The organism is Chitinophaga sp. YR573, assembly GCF_900110995.1.
GTDB lineage: Bacteria > Bacteroidota > Bacteroidia > Chitinophagales > Chitinophagaceae > Chitinophaga.
The window spans coordinates 2,053,067-2,073,984 of sequence record NZ_FOJF01000001.1 but is presented as its reverse complement, the minus strand read 5'-3'; the positions used below and the strand labels follow the sequence as shown (position 1 = coordinate 2,073,984).

The 20,918-nt window shown below is 42.2% G+C and carries 22 protein-coding genes; 14 read left to right on the top strand and 8 right to left on the bottom strand.

Annotation, left to right across the window (positions count from 1 at the left end; all coding sequences use genetic code 11):
* Positions 1–38 precede the first annotated feature (38 nt).
* From BMW86_RS08775 to BMW86_RS08765, 3 genes are read left to right on the top strand one after another with little or no spacing between them, the layout of a single operon-like run.
* Entirely contained in the window at positions 39–1,685 is a 1,647-nt protein-coding gene (locus tag BMW86_RS08775; protein ID WP_255372878.1) for a GH39 family glycosyl hydrolase, read from the top strand.
* Positions 1,686–1,688: 3 nt separating this feature from the next.
* Positions 1,689–1,970, top strand: a complete 282-nt coding sequence (locus tag BMW86_RS08770) for a GNAT family N-acetyltransferase (protein ID WP_089780945.1) — start codon at positions 1,689–1,691, stop codon at positions 1,968–1,970.
* Positions 1,971–1,990: 20 nt separating this feature from the next.
* Positions 1,991–2,638, top strand: coding sequence for a (4Fe-4S)-binding protein (locus BMW86_RS08765; RefSeq protein ID WP_089780943.1), 648 nt, complete (start codon positions 1,991–1,993; stop codon positions 2,636–2,638).
* 20 nt (positions 2,639–2,658) lie between these two features.
* Here BMW86_RS08765 and BMW86_RS08760 read toward each other — a convergent pair whose 3' ends face one another.
* Complete coding sequence (locus BMW86_RS08760; protein ID WP_089780941.1) at positions 2,659–3,048, bottom strand: T9SS type A sorting domain-containing protein; 390 nt, start codon at positions 3,046–3,048, stop codon at positions 2,659–2,661.
* Between the two features lie 104 nt (positions 3,049–3,152).
* Between BMW86_RS08760 and BMW86_RS08755 the strand changes: the two genes are divergently transcribed.
* Together BMW86_RS08755 and BMW86_RS08750 are read left to right on the top strand one after the other, a co-directional pair.
* Positions 3,153–3,365: a hypothetical protein gene (locus BMW86_RS08755; protein WP_089780939.1), complete on the top strand. Its 213-nt coding sequence runs from the start codon at positions 3,153–3,155 to the stop codon at positions 3,363–3,365.
* Positions 3,366–3,437: 72 nt separating this feature from the next.
* Entirely contained in the window at positions 3,438–4,574 is a 1,137-nt protein-coding gene (locus BMW86_RS08750) for a tetratricopeptide repeat protein (RefSeq protein ID WP_089780937.1), read from the top strand.
* A 179-nt stretch (positions 4,575–4,753) separates the two neighbouring features.
* Here BMW86_RS08750 and BMW86_RS08745 read toward each other — a convergent pair whose 3' ends face one another.
* Positions 4,754–5,818, bottom strand: a complete 1,065-nt coding sequence (locus BMW86_RS08745; protein WP_089780935.1) for a cytochrome P450 — start codon at positions 5,816–5,818, stop codon at positions 4,754–4,756.
* Positions 5,819–5,879: 61 nt separating this feature from the next.
* On the opposite strand from BMW86_RS08745, the gene BMW86_RS08740 reads away from it, so the two are divergent.
* From BMW86_RS08740 to BMW86_RS08720, 5 genes are all read left to right on the top strand, one after another.
* Complete coding sequence (locus BMW86_RS08740) at positions 5,880–6,536, top strand: ArsR/SmtB family transcription factor (protein WP_089780933.1); 657 nt, start codon at positions 5,880–5,882, stop codon at positions 6,534–6,536.
* Between the two features lie 25 nt (positions 6,537–6,561).
* The gene (locus BMW86_RS08735) at positions 6,562–6,897 is read left to right on the top strand and encodes a tRNA-binding protein (protein ID WP_089783606.1); all 336 of its coding nucleotides are present in this window, start codon (positions 6,562–6,564) and stop codon (positions 6,895–6,897) included.
* 22 nt (positions 6,898–6,919) lie between these two features.
* On the top strand, positions 6,920–7,687 hold the full coding sequence (locus tag BMW86_RS08730) for a patatin-like phospholipase family protein (protein ID WP_089780931.1): 768 nt from the start codon (positions 6,920–6,922) through the stop codon (positions 7,685–7,687).
* Positions 7,688–7,772: 85 nt separating this feature from the next.
* Complete coding sequence (locus BMW86_RS08725; RefSeq protein WP_143056529.1) at positions 7,773–8,291, top strand: hypothetical protein; 519 nt, start codon at positions 7,773–7,775, stop codon at positions 8,289–8,291.
* An 80-nt stretch (positions 8,292–8,371) separates the two neighbouring features.
* A complete protein-coding gene (locus tag BMW86_RS08720; RefSeq protein ID WP_089780927.1) occupies positions 8,372–9,112 on the top strand; it encodes a hypothetical protein in 741 nt (246 codons plus the stop codon).
* 35 nt (positions 9,113–9,147) lie between these two features.
* On the opposite strand, the gene BMW86_RS08715 is transcribed toward BMW86_RS08720, so the two are convergent.
* Positions 9,148–11,193 carry a beta-L-arabinofuranosidase domain-containing protein gene (locus BMW86_RS08715; protein ID WP_089780925.1) on the bottom strand — a complete coding sequence of 682 codons (2,046 nt, stop codon included), beginning with the start codon at positions 11,191–11,193 and terminating at the stop codon, positions 9,148–9,150.
* A gap of 118 nt (positions 11,194–11,311) precedes the next feature.
* Between BMW86_RS08715 and BMW86_RS08710 the strand changes: the two genes are divergently transcribed.
* The 4 genes from BMW86_RS08710 to BMW86_RS08695 are packed head-to-tail and all read left to right on the top strand — an operon-like array spanning position 11,312 to position 14,729.
* Positions 11,312–12,523, top strand: a complete 1,212-nt coding sequence (locus tag BMW86_RS08710) for a multiheme c-type cytochrome (RefSeq protein WP_089780924.1) — start codon at positions 11,312–11,314, stop codon at positions 12,521–12,523.
* A complete protein-coding gene (locus BMW86_RS08705; protein ID WP_089780922.1) occupies positions 12,520–13,344 on the top strand; it encodes a class I SAM-dependent methyltransferase in 825 nt (274 codons plus the stop codon). Before BMW86_RS08710 ends, BMW86_RS08705 begins: the two co-directional genes overlap by 4 nt.
* 19 nt (positions 13,345–13,363) lie before the next feature.
* The gene (locus BMW86_RS08700; protein WP_089780920.1) at positions 13,364–14,212 is read left to right on the top strand and encodes a universal stress protein; all 849 of its coding nucleotides are present in this window, start codon (positions 13,364–13,366) and stop codon (positions 14,210–14,212) included.
* A 22-nt stretch (positions 14,213–14,234) separates the two neighbouring features.
* The gene (locus BMW86_RS08695) at positions 14,235–14,729 is read left to right on the top strand and encodes a hypothetical protein (protein WP_143056527.1); all 495 of its coding nucleotides are present in this window, start codon (positions 14,235–14,237) and stop codon (positions 14,727–14,729) included.
* Here BMW86_RS08695 and BMW86_RS08690 read toward each other — a convergent pair.
* The 5 genes from BMW86_RS08690 to BMW86_RS08670 all read right to left on the bottom strand — a co-directional run bounded on the left by BMW86_RS08690 (position 14,704) and on the right by BMW86_RS08670 (position 20,918).
* Positions 14,704–15,747, bottom strand: coding sequence for a glycosyltransferase family 2 protein (locus BMW86_RS08690; RefSeq protein WP_089780916.1), 1,044 nt, complete (start codon positions 15,745–15,747; stop codon positions 14,704–14,706). The two genes, BMW86_RS08695 and BMW86_RS08690, sit on opposite strands and share 26 nt — an antisense overlap.
* A gap of 58 nt (positions 15,748–15,805) precedes the next feature.
* Positions 15,806–16,657: an NAD(P)-dependent oxidoreductase gene (locus BMW86_RS08685; protein WP_089780915.1), complete on the bottom strand. Its 852-nt coding sequence runs from the start codon at positions 16,655–16,657 to the stop codon at positions 15,806–15,808.
* A gap of 70 nt (positions 16,658–16,727) precedes the next feature.
* Positions 16,728–17,852: a M57 family metalloprotease gene (locus tag BMW86_RS08680; RefSeq protein ID WP_089780913.1), complete on the bottom strand. Its 1,125-nt coding sequence runs from the start codon at positions 17,850–17,852 to the stop codon at positions 16,728–16,730.
* 176 nt (positions 17,853–18,028) lie between these two features.
* Entirely contained in the window at positions 18,029–19,333 is a 1,305-nt protein-coding gene (locus tag BMW86_RS08675) for a TolC family protein (RefSeq protein WP_089780911.1), read from the bottom strand.
* A 19-nt stretch (positions 19,334–19,352) separates the two neighbouring features.
* On the bottom strand, positions 19,353–20,918 hold the full coding sequence (locus tag BMW86_RS08670; protein ID WP_089780909.1) for a DHA2 family efflux MFS transporter permease subunit: 1,566 nt from the start codon (positions 20,916–20,918) through the stop codon (positions 19,353–19,355).

Genomic DNA, 20,918 nt, shown 5'->3' with positions numbered 1-20,918 from the left:
GATGAAAAAATGAACCGGATTTGCTATTTTTAGTCACCATGATGAAAAACACATTCCTTTTCCTTGTTGCCCTGTTGCTGATCAAATACGGCAATTGCCAGTCGGTTCAGGTAGATCTTACCAAAGAAGTTGGTGTAATGAATCCTATCTGGGCCTGGTTCGGATACGACGAACCCAATTATACCTATATGAAAGACGGTACAAAACTGCTGTCTGAAATTGCGGCCCTTAGCCCGGTACCGGTATATGTGCGGGCGCATAATCTACTAACCAGCGGAGATGGTGTTGCCGCTCTTAAATGGGGTTCTACAAATGTTTATACAGAGGATGCTGATGGTAATCCTGTATATAGCTGGAGAATTGTGGACAGCATTTTTGATACTTACATAAAGAGAGGGATGAAACCCCTTGCTCAGATCGGTTTCATGCCGGAGGCATTATCTACGCATCCCCAGCCTTATAAACACGACTGGCAACCAGGATTACCTTACAACAGAATTATCACGGGTTGGGCTTATCCGCCTAAAGATTACAGCAAATGGGGTAACCTTGTATATGAATGGGTAAAACATTGCGTAGCCAGATATGGGACAAAAGAAGTGGAAAGCTGGTATTGGGAAGTGTGGAATGAACCGGATGGTTATTACTGGAAAGGTAGTCAGCAGGACTTCTTCAAACTATATGACTATGCAGCTGATGGACTAAAAAGAGCGTTACCTACTGCCAGAATAGGCGGATGTAACAGCACCGGCGGTGCCATGAAATTCCTGGATGCCTTCCTGAAACATTGTTTATATGAAACGAATTATGCTACCGGCAAAAAGGGAAGTCCTTTAGATGCGGTGCTTTTTCATGCAAAAGGTTCGCCCACTATTGTAAATGGATCTGTAGTGATGAATGTGCGGAACCAGTTAAAGAACATTGATAATAATCTGAAGACCATCAGTGCTTATCCTGAGTTAAAAGAACTTCCGATTATCATTGGTGAATCAGATCCTGAAGGCTGTGCAGCCTGTGGTATGAGTACTAATCCTGAAAATGCCTACAGGAATGGAACAATGTATTCAAGTTATACGGCGGCTTCGTTTGCACGGAAATATGAGCTGGCAGAAAAATATAACGCTCCTCTTACAGGAGCAGTAAGCTGGTCATTTGAATTTGAAGACCAGCCTATTTTTGCAGGGTTCCGGGACCTTGCCACTAATGGTATAGATAAGCCGGTACTGAATGTTTTTCGTATGTTTGGCATGATGCAGGGAAAACGGGTGGCGGTTACTGCCAGCAATATGTATCCCCTGCAAACAATACTGGACAGCAGTGTAAGGGCTACTTCTGATATTGGAGCTATCGCCTCAAAAGGAGAAAAGACGGCAGCGGTGATGATCTGGAATTATCATGACGCAGATACTGCAGGGCTTACTCAAACTATATTGGTAACAGTAAAAGGACTGCCTGCCGGGAAAGTAAGGATGACACATTACAGGATAGATGATCAGCATAGTAATGCGTATACTGTCTGGAAGAAAATGGGTTCTCCGTTGCATCCTACAAAAGCACAGTTTATCGTATTAGAAAAATCTGGTCAGTTACAAAAGCTGGCAGACACACAACTGGTTAACAGTAATTATTCAGCGAAGATAACTTTGCCTAAACAAGGCGTATCGTTCATTAAATTTGATTGGTAGTATATGCTTATTCAGCAGAAAGAAACAGATGGTAACGGGAAGTTTTATGTGGAAGCAAACGGGGAAATCCTTGCGGAGATGGAATACACGATGCCTTCCAAAGATAAAATGATTATTGCGCATACAGAGGTAGATGCTTCTCTTAGTGGTAAAGGTGTAGGTGTGCAGTTACTGCATGCACTGGTGGATTATGCAAGAACAGAGAATATTAAGATCATTCCTCTTTGTCCTTTTGCAAAAGCCATCTTTGATAAAAGACCGGAGTTCCGGGATGTGCTGCTTTGAAAAATAGTAACTTACAGGTTATGCAATATATTTTAGAAAATCCCGTACACGGTATTATCGGACGGGAAAAATATCAGTGTACTATTTCCTGGCGTAATGGGAAATTTATAGCGGACGAGCCGGTTAAATCCGGTGGTCAGGACTCAGGTCCTGATCCGTATACGTTGCTGTTATCTGCGCTTGCATCCTGCACACTGGTTACATTACGCATGTATATAGACCGTAAAGGATGGGCTATCGATAACATCGAAGTGAATGCGAATATGTACCAGACAAAGGATGGTGATAAATTATCGACCACCATCGATCGTGATGTTAAATTCCTGAGTGAGATAACGGAAGAACAACGTAAACGGTTGGCGCAGATTGCAGAATCCTGCCCGGTATCTAAAATATTGGAAAACCCGATTACCGTGAGGACATTTACTTTTAGTAATGCAGATGTTGAGAAGAAGATAAATTATACCAATGGAGATGTAACGGTAGTATGGAAGCCGGAGTTGTGTAAACACTCTGCACGTTGTGTGAATGGATTACCGGAAGTGTTTGATATAAATGCGAAGCCCTGGGTAAATATGCAGGGAGCTACTTCAGAGAGAATTATGGAGCAGACAGCTAAGTGTCCGACAGGAGCGTTAACCACTGTAAAGAACAAGCCTGAGCAATAAAGCACCTTCGGGTGCTTTTTTTATTGTTTCATCAGTTTAAAAGTTTTACTAAATGTAGAACTGTTGATACTCACGAAATAAATACCTGGTCTCCATGCAGATGTATTGATCGTATTCTGTGTCCCTATATTTCCCACTATTAAATTCAGGATTGTTCTGCCTCCCATGTCAGTTACCTGTAACAGGTGTTTCTGTATGCCCGCAGGAAATGTGTAAGTCACTTTATCTACTGCCGGATTAGGATAAATCCTTACTACTACCTGCTCTGTTGGTTTGGAAGCATTATAAGCAACTTTTGCTTCCACTACTGGTTTTTCTGCGGCTGTAGTATCTGCCATTGACTGGCCAAAGGCAGTAGCCGGTATACACAAGGATAAAAATAAGATTGCTCTCAGGAATCTTTCTTTCATAGGGATATGGTTGTAGGTGCTACGACATATATAAACGATAAATACTATGAGTTTATTACAGGAATTAAGTAATAATATTAGCTTTGCCGGCAATTATAAGCATTATGAGTACTTGGAATTATCGGGTAATAAAGAAGCTGAATGAACAGGGAGAGTATGAATTTGGTATCTACGAAGTGTATTATGATGATAACGGGAAGGTTATCTCACATACAATGGATTCCCTGACACCTGTATGTTCCTCCGCAGAAGGTCTTGAAAACGAGATCGAAATCATGAAAAAGGCTTTTAAAGAGGATGTACTCACCTACGAATAACAGCTCCTTCCTCTGAAAACTAAGTTTTTCTTTTTAAAACTAAATCTTTAGTTTTAAGGCTAAAAGAGCCTTATGCGTACATATATTTGGATGTTATGTGCCTGCCTGTTAAGCTTTGGGGCTGCCAGGGCACAGTCGGTAGACAGGAACAGGGTAATGGAATACCTGCAGGATCAGCGTTATGAAGAGGCGATCGCCTACCTGAAACAGGGCGTAAACGATAATAACCCCAGAGAACTGGCCCTACTGGCCTATACTTATTACCAGGCGGGAAAGATTTCAGAAGCCGCCAGTAACTATGGAAAAGTATTACTGCTGGATAGTAACTACATCCCTGCCCATCAATACCTCGCTACCATACAAATGCAGGAAGACCTGCCACTGGCCGCAATGGCTCATTATAAACGTATCGTCACACTACAGCCGCAAAATGCCAGTGCCTGGAAGCAACTGAGCTTTGCCGGATTTGCCGGAGAGGAGAATGATTCCGCTTTTGCCTGGTTATGTAAATCCTATGAGTTAAAACCTTCAGATCCCAGGGTCGTATCCCGACTGGCAGAGGAATGGCTGGAAAAGAAGCGATTTAATACTGCTGATTCGCTTATTAACCGCTACCTGACTACTGACTCAACGAATCCTTATGTGTTAATGACAGGCACCAGAACGTCTTTTTTAAAGAAGGAATACCCCCGCACATTACAATTTGGCCAGAAACTGATCTCCCAGAACAATGTTTCCGCTAATACGTTCCTCTATGTCATTGCTGCATGTTACAACATGAAAAAGTATGATGAATGTGTATCTGTATATGAATACCTGGATACCCGGCGTGCTACCTCAGAGAATATCATCTATTACACAGCAATGGCTAAAACCCAGCTAAAGAAATATGAGGAGAGTAATACACTCTTGAAATTATGTATCAGTATGGGGCTGTCTGCCAGCCTGGATAACTATTATACAGGCATGTCTGCCAACTACGAAGCAATAGGCCAATTTAAGCCTGCTATTGCCAGTCTGGATACGGCTTATTATCTCTTCCATCAACCTTTGCGGCAATACAGTATTGGCCGTATTTATGATGCCCGCCTGAATAACGAAGCTACTGCCCTTCGCTATTACAAAAAATATTTACAGTTGTATAAACCGGAAGCTACCGTAGAGGAAAAGGAGATCTATAAATATTTACGGTCCCGTATTGAGAAATAGCTTAAACAGTACTAATATACTGTGCTACAAGCATACTCATGGCTCATTCTACTATCATTCCTTCGTCGCTCCTATATCACACCTATATCATTCTACTGGCATTCCTATATCCAAACGATATAGGAATGACGGAAGAGTGCCGAAGGAATGAGCTTTCTATGACGAAGGGATATAGGATTTTAAGTTTTATCAATAGATATCTGTAGCTCTTTAGGAAGCCTTGCATTTATCAATGGTTCGTATTCTACCTGTGTCTGAAGGATGCTTACTTTGTTGGATGAAAGGAATTGCAGGGCCTCTGTAGCCATATTGATGGATAACTGTCTGGCCAGGCACATATGTATGCCATACCCGAATGTTAAGGCAGCTGTATTGTTATTTCTTTCAATATTATAAGAACCGGGATCTTTGAACTGTTGTTGATCCCTGTTGGCGGCAGCCAGTACGACCAGTATGGATTGTCCTTTCTCAATCTTATGATTATCTATAATAATATCTTCCCCGGCAATTCTTCTGGTATTGTGAATAGGAGAATCAAATCTTAGTGTTTCTATTACCGATTTCTGAACAGGGTCTTTATCCTGAAAATTCAATAATGCATTACTCAACAGACCTCTTCCTGCATCAAAACTTTGTATGATCAATCCTGTAAGATTGCTGATACATAATTCAGGAGCCAGGTTGATGAACCTTGCATCTTTTAATAAATGTTTTTCAATGATGTGATAAATCTCTTTTGAGATATTGTTGACAGAGATAAGTTGTTCTTCAGTTTTAACGGGTAACATTAAACGAATAAGCTGATGCATATGATCTGTTATAAAATCACCATCTTCTTTATTAAAACCGAAACTATTTAATATACTCAGCACAGGCAGTTTTTTACAAACGGTTTCTACCCAGTCGAATGTTGTTGCCTTACCAATAAGATGTTGTAGTATATCAGTAGTAGAAACAGGTGACATACACTGGAATAAATGCATGGCAGTTTCTCTTGCACGTATATGCTCATTGCCATTACTTAATCTTGCTAATCCTCCTGTAATGATACGAGCATAATCATTCAGCCCATCTTTATTCACAGGAGGTATCAGCGCAGCAGGATGAGTTAATATTGTCTTACAATGAGCATAAGAATAAACTGCCCAGATATGATTAATATCATCCCGGAATATAGAAGGGAAATTTGCGTATATCGCATACGGGTCCTGCACTTCTGACTGAAGAAAAATTGCTGTTTGCATATTCAAATTTACCTACCTTCATACGCAAACACTTCATTCCTCACTTAACTGTGTATGTAACATGGAAAGTCGTTTTAAAGAGATCGCCGCACTTATAGGAGATCCTACCAGAGCTACCATTATGTGGGTTTTATTGGATGGAAAAGCTTTTACTGCCACAGAGCTGGCCATTGCAGCCGATACGTCCCCGCAGAATATCAGTATGCATCTGAATAAACTGGTACAGGCAGAATTGCTATGTGTGGAAAGCCAGGGCAGACATAAGTATTACAAGTTTTCCAGTAAGGATATTGCGTATGCTATTGAAGGATTAGCCAATATTATTCCACCGGTAACTACAAAGAAAAATCCTGATTCTCCCGTTACTTATTGCAGGACCTGTTATGATCATTTAGCAGGGAAAGTAGGTGTGATGATAACGGATAGCTTAATACAGCAAAAAATCATTGTTGATTTTGAAGTTAGCAAAAAAGGAGAGAAATGGTTTGCGGAACAAGGGCTTGATATTAATGAACTGAAGCAGCAACGCCGTTCCTTTTTACGTTCCTGCCTGGACTGGAGTGAAAGAAGACCTCATATTGCCGGATCGCTGGCAACAGCATTGCTGGATAAAATGCTGGAAGAAGACTGGGTGAGAAGAACAAAAAATTCCAGGGCAATCGTGATTACATCAAAAGGGCAAAAGAATTTGTACCATCATTTTAAACTCACGGTATAAAGGATTCAAATTTAATTTTATGCATATGGAAACAATCAGCTGGCAGGATTTTGAGAAAGTAGAACTAAGGGCAGGGACCATACTGGAAGTGATGGATTACCCCGAAGCCCGTAAACCAGCGTATAAAATACGGGTAGACTTTGGCGCATATGGTATTAAATGGTCCAGCGCACAGGTGACTAAGCATTACACCAAAGAAGAACTCATAGGCAGGCAGATAGTAGGCGTGATCAATTTCCCGGAAAAGCAGATCGGTAAGTTTATGTCGCAGTTCCTGGTCACCGGTTTTGCCGATGAAAACGGGGATATTGTATTGGCGGCCCTCGAAAGACCCGTACCTAACGGCAGTAAACTGATATAACTTTTTTATCTATATTAGCTTCATGAATCCTGTACCTATCCGGCGTCCATTTGTATTATCCGGGGGCGGTGCCCGTGGTTATGCTCATCTGGGAGTGTTAAAAGCATTTGAAGAACAAAGTATTTTCCCTGAAGTTATTGCTGCTACGAGCGCAGGCTCTATTGCAGCTGCTTTTATTTGCGATGGGTATAATACAGATGAGGTAAGGCAGATATTTAAACTGCATAAGCTGGGATTGTCTATGCAATGGCGCAACTGGCGTTCAGGCTTCCTGTCATTGAAGAAGGTGGAGCAGGTACTGAAACAAACCCTGCGGCATACCACATTGGAGTCTCTTCCCATCCCTTTATATATTACGGCTACTAACTTTGCAACGGGTGAGCAGGCCATTTTCGACAAAGGGCCGATTATTCCCGCAGTGCTGGCGGCATCGTCTATCCCGCTGTTATTCCAGCCGGTAATGATAGACGGGGTTCCTTATGTTGATGGGGGCTTATCAGGCAACCTGCCTGTAGAACCTTTGATAGGGGACTATAGGGATGTGATAGGGGTACATGTGAACCCGCTGACGCCCTATAACCCGGCAGGAGGGTTTTTGTCTAATATGGACAGGACCCTGAACATGGCCATCAGTGAACCGGTATTGAAAAACAAATTGTTATGCAGCCGGTTTGTAGAACCGGAAGGCCTGGGGCAATTCGGGATGTTCGAATTTAACCGGCTGGAGAAGATTTATACGATAGGTTTGGAATATACCCGGAATTTATTGGAAGAGGATCCTGAAAAATAAAAGATAATATGAGAAATTTTAGCCCTATCTTATGAGTGAATTCCAGTTAAAATTCACGGGGAATCCGGTTGTTAAAATCCCTTATATGATTCTTAAGAGCATAACCTTTGTTCTGGTTGCCATCTTTGTTGCAAATGTTTCCTTTGCCCAGTCAAAGGCAGATATTATCAAATCTATTAAGAAAGAATTTAAGGATATCAATGATGATAATTCCTATACAAAGGTGGTACTCGAAAATGAAGAATTTATGGAGCAGATGACGGATCGCGGAGGTTCGTTAACGGGATACTATAAAGAAGAAAAGCTCCGTAAGATCGTAGAATGGGTAGGGGTTTCCAATGGGATTTATATCTCAGAATATTATTTCAAAGAAGAACAACTGATCTTTGTGTATAGAGCATTTAAGGCAGTTGTATATGATATAAAAAAGGGAGAGGTTGATTATGATCAGACAGGGGTGAAGTTTGAAGGACGATATTATTTTAATGACAAAACATTGATTGATTCTGTTACCACCGGTACTAACCCGTTTAAAGGAGAGCCTGCAAATTTCCCCGCAGAAGTAGATAAAGACCTGCAATTGCTGGCCAAAAAGAAGAAATGAACAAAATGAATACGGTAGATGAAAATGGTTGTTGGAGAAACAGCTAAACATCCCTTATTTTTGAGGTAATAAATAACCTCATGAAGACCTCAATAACATTACTCTTATTGCTGCTTATGATAGCAGGATGTACAAAAGATGATAACCCGGCTCCTACTTACACCATGGACCAGTTGTACGCCAATTCCATTACAGATGCAATGGTGGCCGACAGCTCGGAGATAATAGATAGCCTTCTTCCCATTACAGCTGCCAATAGTGCTTTACAATGGAAAACGATCAATGGTCAGACATATGTACTGATGTCTACTTTTATGCGTTTCCCTTCCAGTTATCCTGAAGGAGATTCTATTACGAATACCTGGGGAGATGCATGGCTGTTCATTCCTGCACAGATGAAAAATCGTCTGGCAGCTAAGTTTACGGCTTCTTCAGATACGATTATGCGTATCTGCCAGTTGCTGGGATTACCACCGGTGAACAGTCGTAGTAATACACATATCGTAGATATGTGGGTGAAGGCAGACAGTTTGAACCGCCCGGCAGGGAACCCTGATATTACTACCACCACTACCGGTGCAGCATTACTTAACAGCGTACAGCCTTCGTTTGGCAATTGGTTTAATAATTACATCATCTACGCGTATTATCACACATTACAGTCAGCTACTGATTTCCATTATCCATGGACACGCCTTGGTTATACTTATGACTGGGCACCTGGTGCGAAAAAAGTGGGGCTGAGTGAGTATGTCTTACATGCCAGTTCGGGATGCTGGGTAGAGAAAGTGCGAACCGCACAGGACTATTTTAAAAATTAAAAGAACGCCTGCAGATGTTGCAGGCGTTCCTGTTTTTATTCCACTACCGGGAATGAAGATATTCTTAACCTGGCTCCTCCCATAGGGACCAGTGTTAACTCTGTTGCTGGTTCTGTTGTCTTAACAGGGCTTTGTGGTAAGATACCTGCCAGTCCATACTGATCTATCCCCCAGGAAGTAATCTTCTTACCCCTGGCCTTAATCATGATAGGTGCAGTGGTATTGGTAAACGGATCATCATTCACCGGCCATTCCTTTTTAACTACTTCAAAAGAGGTGGTTGGATTTTTCTCATCAATCAATAATCCATAGTTCCAGTCAGACCCCGGTTTAATCTCAAAAGAAGGCCATTTTGCAGGATCAGCGCTTTCCTGCCAGTGAGAATCACCGATAGCTGTTTCCTTACTATCCTGCCGGATATAATTTTCTTTGATCAACAGGGAATAAGTAAGCGGGCCATAGTTCACACTGATACTGTTTTTATTCTTCTCCCATTTACGTACGGAAAGGTCCATAGGCAGCTGTAGGGAGATTTGATCTCCATTCTTCCAGTTATTGCTGATTTTGATATAACCACTGGCATTACCGGCCAATGTAATGGCTTTGCCGTTGATCTTAAGCGCAGGGTGTTTACACCATGCAGGAATGCGCAGGTACAGCGGGAAAGTAACCGCCTTCGGTGTGCTAAGGGTAAAGGTTACCTGGTCATTGAACGGGTATTTCGTTTGCTGAGACAGGGTTACTGCTGTGCCATTACCCACTTTCGCATGCACTTCGTTTTCGAAATACAGCTGTGCAGCAAGCCCGTTATCAGGAGTGGCCATCCAGCTATACTCTGAATAATACACCCATCCTGCGGAGTGGTTATGCTGGCAACAGCGACTGCTGAAAGGGTTCATCATCAGGAAAGGCCCTTCATTGGCAATACCAGGCGCATGGTTCTTGCTGTCGCTCTCCACCATATTAGGGGCGGTCAGGTAACGGAGCGCCCTGTAATCCGGCGTAAAAGCAGCAGAGAAGATATTGAAGGCAACGTCTTCTGCATTGTCTGCCCAGAAAGGATCGCCGGTAATGCCGAGTAACATATTATCCGAAGTGATTTGTTCTACCATCCCACAGGTTTCAATGGCCTGCCGGGGATCATCATATCCTTCACGGGCATTTTCATCTGCGCCGAACATCCCACCGGGTACCTGTCCGTATTTCGTACGGACCATCCTGAAATCATTATAGGTAGCATTGATATCTGCGGTACTGCCACTTTGCTGATAGTACTGGGCTGGTTCCCGGAAAGATTCTGCTATGTTCACATTGTGCCAGTTGGGAAGATTATCTGGCTGGCGCCAGTCGGAAGTATTCTTATCTATTTTGGTCGCCAGGTCCAGCAGGAATTTATCCCCCGTAAGGTTATACAACCAGTATACGCTATACAGATTATCCCCGCCCCGGCTTTTCTCCCAGTAGTCTTCCAGGAATTTATCATCCGGAATAGAGAGCTGCCATTTAAAGTACTTCGTCATCACCTGGATCACCCTGGGATCTTTGGAGTACTCATAATAAGATTGCAGGCACCAGAGCATGGGCATGTTTGTCCAGAGGTCTCTTTTGCCTTCCCCTTTTTCTACGTTAGGGCCGAAGTCGCCATTATCACGTTGATTATTCAGTACGGCATCAATCCAGAATTTAGCCTCTTTGATCATGTGATCATCGTGTAAAACATACCCGATATCTGCATAACCTTTTAACCAATAGGGCAGTTCTTCCCATCCGTATTTTCCTTTTCCTTCTTTGTTGAGCCAGGCATTATCCGTTTTGGAAAGCCAGATGCTTATTTCACCGAGGTTGCCGGCCAGCCCATCCCGTTGCATTTCCAGTGCTTTTCTCACCCATCCTTTGGGGGAGACACTGGCAACGGGTAGCCTGGTGAAATGTTCTTTTTGTAAAGGAGACCTGTTTGTGAGATAGAAACTGTTGGAGCCTGCGTTGGCAGTACGTTGTACTATTTCCGCTTTCTGCGCATAGAGCTGCGGAGAAGCTGCCATCAGGAACAGTAATGTGGAGCTGATTAATGTTCTTTTCATGTTTAAAATTGATTATCTAAGAGTAAAAGATAATGCCCGAAAGAGGATATTCAAAGCATTTAGTATGAATGGTGAATCATCAGAATAAATGTATTATAATTGTAATCATTCCCACGTTATGAATAAACGACTGCTGTACGTATGCTGCTTTATAGTATCCTGCATTATTGTGCTGTCGCAGTGTGTCAGTAAACAAGGTTCTACAGACTTAAGAGGAGAACAGTTTGCAGGCGCTGCCAGTTGTGCGGGTTGTCATAAAAATATTTACGATTCATACCTTGCTACGGCACATTATAATACCTCTCATCCGGCATCCAAATCTACTGTTAAAGGCAACTTTAATGATACATTCATTTACAGCAATGCGATGAAAGTAGTGATGGAAGCAAGGGATAGTGGGTTATTTCAGGCAGGTTATGTAAATGATACGTTACAGGAGCTTCACCGTTTTGATATCGCTGTTGGTTCCGGCAGGAAAGCACAGACCTTTCTTTACTGGCAGGTAGGCAAATATTTTCAGCTGCCGGTATCATACTTTGTATCAGCACACAACTGGGCTAACAGCCCGGGTTTTCCTGCTTCTCACGCTAAGTTCGACAGGATGATACCCAGTGCCTGCTTTGGCTGTCATAGCTCTATGGTGGGGCTTAAAAGCACGGAGATGACAGGGCTGCATATCACGGAACAGTTTGAAAAGAACCAGCTGGTGTATGGTATTGATTGTGAACGTTGTCATGGCCCGGCGGCAGAGCATGTGGTTTTTCATACGTCACATCCACAGGAGAAACAAGCTAAGTATATGACAAAAATCGGCTCACTGAAAAACCAGCAGAAATTGGATATGTGTGCTGTTTGTCATTCCGGATTGAAAACACCGCAGAAATCCATGTTTGATTTCAGGCCGGGGGATAAATTATCAGACTATATCTATGCTGATATTACCCGGCCCGGCAAACCATCTCAAATGGATGTACATGGTACTCAATATCAGTTATTTACTGCCAGTAAGTGTTATATAAAAAGTGAAAACATGAACTGCTCTTCCTGTCATAATCCTCACTCAGGTGATAAACAGGAAGTTTTCTCACAACGTTGTATGAGCTGTCATACCACTGCCAGTCATAACTTTTGCAAATTGACCACTCTGCCCGAAGCAGTGCTTGCAAAAAATTGTATTGATTGTCACATGCCAGCCTTACCTTCCCATAGCATCACATTACTTACAAACGGACATCTCAGCCCTACCCCGGATTCCATTCGTACACATCTGATAACCGTGTACGGGGATGAAACGAAGAAGGTCATTGCCCGCCTTACAAAGAAATTATGAAACCACGTATTGCCGAAGAAAGAGCCAAAATGCCAGAAGGCGCTAACAAGGTGTTAGATAAAAGGACGCTTGCGACAGATAACAGGAACCTGGTAAAATATCTGAAAGAAGGGATGTCTGTACTGGATGTTGGATGTGGTTCCGGTGCCATCACTAAAGGGATCGCTGAAAAAGTAACACCAGGAAAAGTAACCGGTATTGATTCCGGAGAAACATTGATAACCCAGGCAAAAGAGTCGTTTGCATATATTCCTAACCTGGAATTTAAGGTAGCGGACGTACATACTTTTGATACCCCTGAACGGTATGACCTGATTACTTCCGCAAGAGTACTTCAATGGTTACCAGACCCTAAAGAAGTACTCCGGAAACTTAAAAAGTTTCTTAAAGAAGATGGGGTGATTGCCATCCTTGATTATAACCATGAGAAAATAAAATGGGTGCCTGCATTACCTGTTGAAATGCAACAGTTTTACCATGCTTTTTTACAATGGCGCAAAGAGGCCGGATTTGATAATGCTATTGCCGATAACCTGCCGCATTTGTTTGCTGAACTGGGTTTTAAAAATATCAATGTGGAAGCGCAGCCTGAGCTTACGAAAAAAAGTGATGCAGATTTTGCAGGTAAAGCAGGGATATGGTCTGTAGTAGCAAAAACAAGAGGTCTGCAACTGGTGAAAGATAATTATATTACAGAAGAAGAAAGACTGGCAGCTATAACAGCGTATGATGCCTGGATTGCCAATGAGGGAGAAAGTATGCAAATGTATTTGCTGGCAATAGAAGGAAGTGGTGTATCTGGCATTAACATTGCGGATTAAATTATGAAAAACAGTAGTTATGAAAACGTTACTGATACCTGTTGATTTCACCGCTACTTCTGATAATGCAGTGACCTTCGCTGCCGAATGGTGCAGGAAATATGAATATGAACGCGTTATCCTGCTCCGTACCTTCTACGACAATGTCTTTGATCATATTGTATTATCAGCAGAATATGCTCCTGTAAGCCAGGAGTACAGGCAACAGGAAAGAACGGAAACCCTGGAAAAGCTGGGCGTTTTATCAGAACAGTTAAAAACTTCATTAGGGGATGGGATTACAGTGACGACAGCCGTAAGTGAAATGCCTTTATTAAGAGCTATTTTAAGCGTGATACGGGAAGAGAAGCCTGAGATGTTACTGCTGGGTAGTGATAACTACAGTTATTCCAGCGGCAGCTTTATTGCAGGCAATGTGATCACGATTGTAAAGGCCAGTCCTATCAGAGTGCTGATAGTACCTGCCGGCTATACGTACCAACCGGTTCAGACAGCGTTAGTGCCATGCGACTATAACTCAATGGCTGTATTGGATAAATTTAATGACGTGCCGGTTTCTCCTTTGTGGACGGCTACTAAATTGCTTGTGCTGAACGTAGATGCTAAAGAGAAATATTTACGTCCTGATGAAGCATTTAAAACAGCAGAAAATAACCTGCACGAATATCTGAAGAATTTTAACCACGAGATTATTTACAGCAATGAGAAAAATGTGGTGGATGGGATTCTGAATGCCACACAAACTAAAAACGTTCAACTGATTGTGGCATTAAGGGGCAAACGTAGCTTCCTGTATTACCTGACACATAAAAGTATTTCCGAAGCCATTTACCGTAATGCAAAAGAGCCTGTACTGATCCTCAAATAATAATTTATTATATTTGATGATTATGAAGTGGTTTTTGAATTTATTGCTGTTGGTATTGGTTTTTTCATGCGAAGAAGCAAGGAAGCCTGCTATTGTAATACCAGCGCACCCGGGTATTGAGCCTAAACCATTTGTTTATATAGAAAGAGCCCATCTTAATGGAAAAGAATACCGGGTTACATTTAAATCTGCCTTCGACTTCCCTGATAAATTAACACAGGATACCAGTTTCTATCTCCAGGGTAATTATGTAATGCTGTATGATAAAGTGAAAAATAGCATGGATACGGCAAGACTTGATAATGCCGATTATTTCCACAGTCGTTTATCATTGCGCGATCTCTCTGACAGTCTTCATGAAGTAGTGTTTAATATTCACTGGATAAACGATAGTGATATGCCTTCTGATGAATTTGTTGTATACGATGGAAATACATTGACTACGCTGGTATTTGCCGCTCCGGATTCCTGTGAAGTAGCGGACACCATATTTAATGCAGGATCATCTCTTCCTTAGAAAAGTTCTTATACACCTTTCCTTTTCCGAATCCATTTATATTGACGGCATGCCTGTTTTTCCTGTTATGGAAGTATATTTTCTTGCCCATGTAAATGGCTCTCTCCAATAGAAATACTTCCCGTAAAGAACCAGAAGTGACCCTGTAGAAATTTCGGTTATCATTTGAAACAAGATGATCATCAGTGTGCTGGGTAAGGTTCATAAATCCTTTACCGTTTGTTTTCAATAGCTTGATACCGGCTGCTTCCATCTGATATTTACCGGTATACATTTTTCTTGGTCTTAGCACATCCTCATTGTTGATAAAGAATCTTTCAAAGGCATCATCATCCTGTAAATAAATAATCTCTGAAGTTTCGTTACAGACGGTAGATATGAATAACTCCTTTGTTTTTTTGGTAGAGAATCCATCTGCTATCCTCAGCTGATCATCATGTTTAATAGCATTTAAAAACCGGGTATCTTTAATGGTAATTCTCTTTTTACCACTCTTTTCCATCCTGCTTTTAAGGTCCTTATCATCATAACCATAATCCATTACCTGTTCGTCATATCCTCTGAAATGATAAAAATCATTCTGTGCCAAACAGACTCTCCCCTGTACATCCCACCATCTTTTCTCACGGCCGATAAAAGGAGGTGAGATGAAGATATTCCAGTCTTTATTGAACTGTTTATTGATGTATGCAGCGAAGCCCACACCTGTGTAATTATCTGCATCCAGACTGCACAGGATCTCTCCTGTGGCCAGTCGCAGGGCCATATTCTTGGAGTGGCTCATATGGAAATACTGAGGATCGGTAGTCCTGAAATAAGTTAATTTCCCGCTATTGATATACGGTTGTAATTCACTTTTAGCCCAGGTATACAGATCATCTCCGGAGTTATAATCAAGCAGGATAAATTCAACATTCGGATAGTCTGCGTTATCCTTTATATTCTTCAGGAGTGTATTCTTTACATGCATTGCCCGATTCATGCACACTGTGCAGAATGATATTTTGTGGTGTACCATTTTGAGGGTTGGTGTTAAGCTGTAAAGAATAACACACCCGTTTAGAAATTGTTCATTTTTAGGATACTGCGTCTTTGCCTATAACGGTCCAGTCCTCGTTACCATGTCCTGCTTTTATCCAGCGGTCCATTTCAACGGCAATGGCAGGTATTACGGCTAGTTTTGTGCCACCGTGGGCAGCAGCGTCCATGAACAGCTGAGTATCTTTCCTGGCCATGTTTAATTCCCAGGAAGGGTTGTTGTAAGTACCGGAAGATATTCTTTTTAATCTGGCAGGCAGCATAGCCGCCGGGTTCCATGCATCAAATAATGCGCTGATATCGCTGATGGGTATGTGTAAGGCTTTAGCAAGAGAGAGGGTATCTGCTATACCGGCAGTGAAGGTTACCAGGAAGAGGTTGCCTATCAGTTTCATACCGGCTGCTTTTCCTTCTTCCGGGCCGAGGTTAATGAGGTTGCCGGTCAGTTTGGATAATTCAGGTTCCAGCTGAGTGATGACTTTCTGGTCACCGGATACCAGCATATGACCAGTGCTTTCCAGTGCGTTCTGAGGTCCCATGAATACGGGAGCATGCAGGTAAGTGAATCCACGTTCTTTCCACTCTTTGGTCCTTTGTATGGCTCCTTCTGCGGATGTGGTGGTATGATCTATTATAATGGCACCTTGTTTAAATCCTGTGCTTGCTATGGCAAGTACTTCGTTTACGGATGCATCGTCTTTTAATGTAAGGTGAATGATGTCTGCTCCTTTTACGGCATCTGTTACGTTCTCAAATGCTTTTGCACCTTCGGATTCCAGTGCTGTGGCTTTTGCCGGCGTCCTGTTCCATACCTGGACCCGGGCACCTTTTTTTATCATCGCCTTTACGAAATTTGCTCCTAAGAGTCCCATACCTAAGAATGCTACCATTGTATTATTATTTGTACAAAGGTATTATAAAAGGAAACTCCAGGTTTCCCCGGAGCTTCCTTTTTATATTTTAATAACCAGCAGTGTTGGAGCTCCACCGGGGTGTGCTACCCTGATAGATAACGAAGTTACCGTCGTCCTGAATGACGGCATAACTACCATTATAGCCATGCGTATTGGATGACCAATGAGCAGCATTACCGGTATCATATAATACCAGGTTACCATCGCCCTGCATTATAGCACGGTTAATGGCGGAATTGCAGCATGTAACAGAACTCCAGAGCGGCACATTGTAGTAATACAGTACGAGGTTACCATCACCCTGCATCACCACGATGAAGCGTCCGTCAGTAGAACGTATCAATTGACCTTGTGTTAGCTGGTCGCCTGGATTGAGGACGTTGGTACCGCCTAACGTTACAGGATACAATGATTTCAATGCGATCTGATCATAAGTAGAGAAGCCTGACCAGGTATAACCGCAGGTGCTGCCATTCATTACAGAAGCGCCATCAGAAGAAGGGGTGCTTGGAATAGGAATGGCGGCGGATTCACCCTGTGGCTGCCAGTTAGTATGACGTAAGCCCAGGCAATGTCCCAGCTCATGTGCTACCAGCAGTGTTAACTGAGAGGCGCTGGTAATGCTGTATGTGAGTAAGGTGCTTTCGGAAATATATACAGTATTAAAGGCTCTGCCGGTAGAATAAGGAAACCCGGCCTGTCCGCAAACAGATGCTCCTATGCCGCTGTTCTGCACAACGGTAATATCAGCAGCAGAGGCGGTGTATGTTCTTGTCATCTGGATACCTGATCCCACAGCATTGTAGGCTGCAATTACATTATCAAGGATGGTACTCAGGTTAATGGAGCTGAATGAGCCTGCATTCAGATAAACACTGATATTCCTGTATGCAGGAGCTATCAGGTAAGGAGAACGGGCCTGTTCTGTTGTTGGTCCATCCTCATGATCTTTCACACCTTTGAAGAAGATGATATCTCCCTGAACAATGTAGCGGTCTTTCAACTCAACAATTTCCTTCTGCGTGTAACCTTCTTTCAGGATTCTTTTTAAAACGGGATCTCCGGTGGTTTGCTCTGTGCCGGTTACTTTATCGGCATCTTTGTTTTTGGAACAGCCAATGGCTAACGTGATTAACAACACGACGTAAAAAAGGTACTTCTGTTTGAACATAATAATTAGGGTTTAAGTTGATAGTTATGATAACGAGATGGGGGATTCTGGTTATTTAATAGTGCTACACGGGTTACTCTCGGGGTCAAAATTACGTCAGGCCACTGCAATGCGGCAGCATAGGAATAGAAAAAGCTATGTATGGTTTTTATGAGTACCGTACATAGCTTTGATAATTAAAAGCCTCCGTTTGCCTTTTGCAGATTGATGGTAGCATTCAGATAGTCATATACCGCCATTATATAATTCTGCTCTACTGTACTGATTGATTTCTCTGTATCCAGTAAGTAGTTGTATTGAAAACTACCTAATGCAAACTGCTTTAATTGATTCTGATAAATGGTTTGAGAAAGTTCGTAATTCTTCCCTGCTTCCTGTAAATTGTTTAACGCATTATTTTTTTCAGTGGAAGCCTTCGTGATCTCATAATTTATATCAGCTGTTTTTTGTTTGATGTTTAATTCCGTTTGTTGCATACGCATCCGGTTCTCCAGTAAATCATGATGGTTTTTAAAATTAGCAGTTAATGGAATGGATACACGTAATCCTAAATAACTAAAAGATGACCACCACTCACTTTTAGTATAATTGAAGTTGTTATTGACAAACTGTCCGGAATAGTTGGCAAAGAATGATACGACCGGTAAAACATTTTGTTTGGTCATCTTTAGCTGTAATTGATTTCCCTGCTGAGATAAGAGCAATTGTTTTATCTCTGTGCGGTTAGTAGCATCAGCAGCTACTGGTTGCAGATCCGGTAACGCGTTTTTACTTAACGTATCGACTATTACTATATGGCTTTCTGTGGGGATATTAACGTGGTATTTTAATTCTTCTATTGCCAGGTTGTAGTTTTGAACAGATTGCTGGTATTGTACTTTTGCATTTTCATAATCCAGCTTTGCGTGTAAATAATCATTCTCTATTAAACTACCCACCTTGTATTTCCCATCAGCCAACGTATAATATTGCTCATAACGCTGTTCATCATTGGCCGCAATCTTTTGCTGCGCTTCTTTCAATAGTACATTTAAATAGGCCCTTGCGATCATCATTTTAATATTGATTTCCGCTTCCCTGTTTTTTTCACGTTGCAGCTCTGCTTCGTTCCGGGCTATTTTTATAGACGTTGATAACTGGGGTTTGTAAAGCGGCTGATTTAAATCAAGACCAAGCACCGTTAAATTCTTTGCACCAAGCGCCAGTAATTCAGGTTTATCTAAATCGCCAAACCCTGGTGGGATGTAAGTAGCCTGTATACGGGTATTGTAACGAACTTCACCCCCGGCTTTGATCTCAGGTATCCAGGCTGTTTTACTCCGGTTAATATTGGTTTGTGCAATGTTGATATCATATTGGTTGGCCTGTATATCGTACCGGTTTTTTAATCCCAGTTCTAAAGCCTGTTGTAGCGTTAATGTAGTTTGTGCATAAGAAGCGGTAGAGAATAATGTACCTATGATAACGATAATTCTTTTCATTGTTGATTGGTTTGAAATATTAATGAGCCATGTCCATGTCTTTAGAAGGCGGTTGTTTTTTATAACGGATGGCTAAAATGATAGGCACACATAACAATACGGTAAAGGCCGCGATGAGGAAGCTGTGATCATAACTGATGAGCAGCTGTTGTTTGGAGAGCGCCGAGTCTATCAGTTGGTGAGCAGCACTGGTAGCTTCATCAGGTCCCATCCCACTATTCTGAAGTGTTTGTGTATAGGAAGTTATTGTTTCAGTGCTTTGAGGATTATATTGACTAATGTTACCTATCAGGCTACTTCTCACCACTGCATTTTCCTGATTGATATAAATACCCATTAGCGCTACGCCTAAAGCACCACCCAGTTGACGCAACATATTGGACAAGCCAATGGCCTGGGCAAGGTCTTTACCTGTGAGTCCGGCTGTTGCGAGACCCAGTACCGGCATCAGCATAAACAATGCGCCAAATCCTCTTAGAATAAAAGGCCAGAAGAAATTACTGCTGTTTGAATCCGGAGAAGAGAAGGAGATGAGAATCAATGGTACTGCCGTCATTACCATTCCTAACATGATGATGATTTTGGGGTTCAATCCTATTTTCTCCTGCAGGGTCTTCACTACGATCATGGCGGGAATAGATATCATGGCACCAGGTATCATAAAGGCGCCGGTTTGAGTGGCTGTCCAGCCTAAGGAGAGCTGTGCAAATAAGGGAAAGGCAAAGAGGGTTCCGTTAAGAATGATACCGATCAGCAGGTTTAGTCCATTGCCCATTAGCAGGTTGAAGTTCCTGTACAAGCGGAGATTGACTGCCGGATAATCGATTCTCAATTCTCTTATTACAAAGGCGACCATGAAGGTGACAGCTGTAATAAAAAACCAGGTGATCTCAGTACTATCAAACCAGTCTTTTGATGAACCTTCTTCTAAAACATATTGAAGAGAACCAATACCTACTACCAGACAGAAGATACCTGGCCAGTCTATCCGGGGTTTTTCTACTCCGCTAAGATCGGGAACATGTTTCCATGAAAGGTAAGCAGCCATTGTACCGATAGGGATATTGATGAAGAAGATCCAGTGCCAGGAGAAGTTATCTGTGATGTAACCACCCAGTAAAGGGCCGAAAGAAGGACCTATAATGACTCCCATACCATAGATAATCAGACCGGTTGATCTTTTATGGGGTGGAAATGCATCCATGATAATACTTTGTGAGGTGGATAATATTCCACCCCCACCCAGGCCCTGGATAAAGCGCCAGAATACCAGTACCCATAGGTTGGTAGAGAAGCCACACATTAAAGAAGCCATGGTGAATATGGCTACAGAACTGGTAAAGTAAGTCTTACGGCCAAAGAAATTGGAGAACATCCCCGATAGGGGAATGACGATCACATTGGCAATACTATAGGCAGTAATCACCCAGGCAATTTCAGTAGTGGTAGCCCCTATGCTACCGCTGATTTCACGAAGGGAAACGTTTACCACAGTTGTATCGATCAGTTCCAGCAGGGCACAGGAGATGGCAGTGATAACGAGGATGGCACGTTTCGCTCCGGTGGGGTATGTAATAACTTCCAT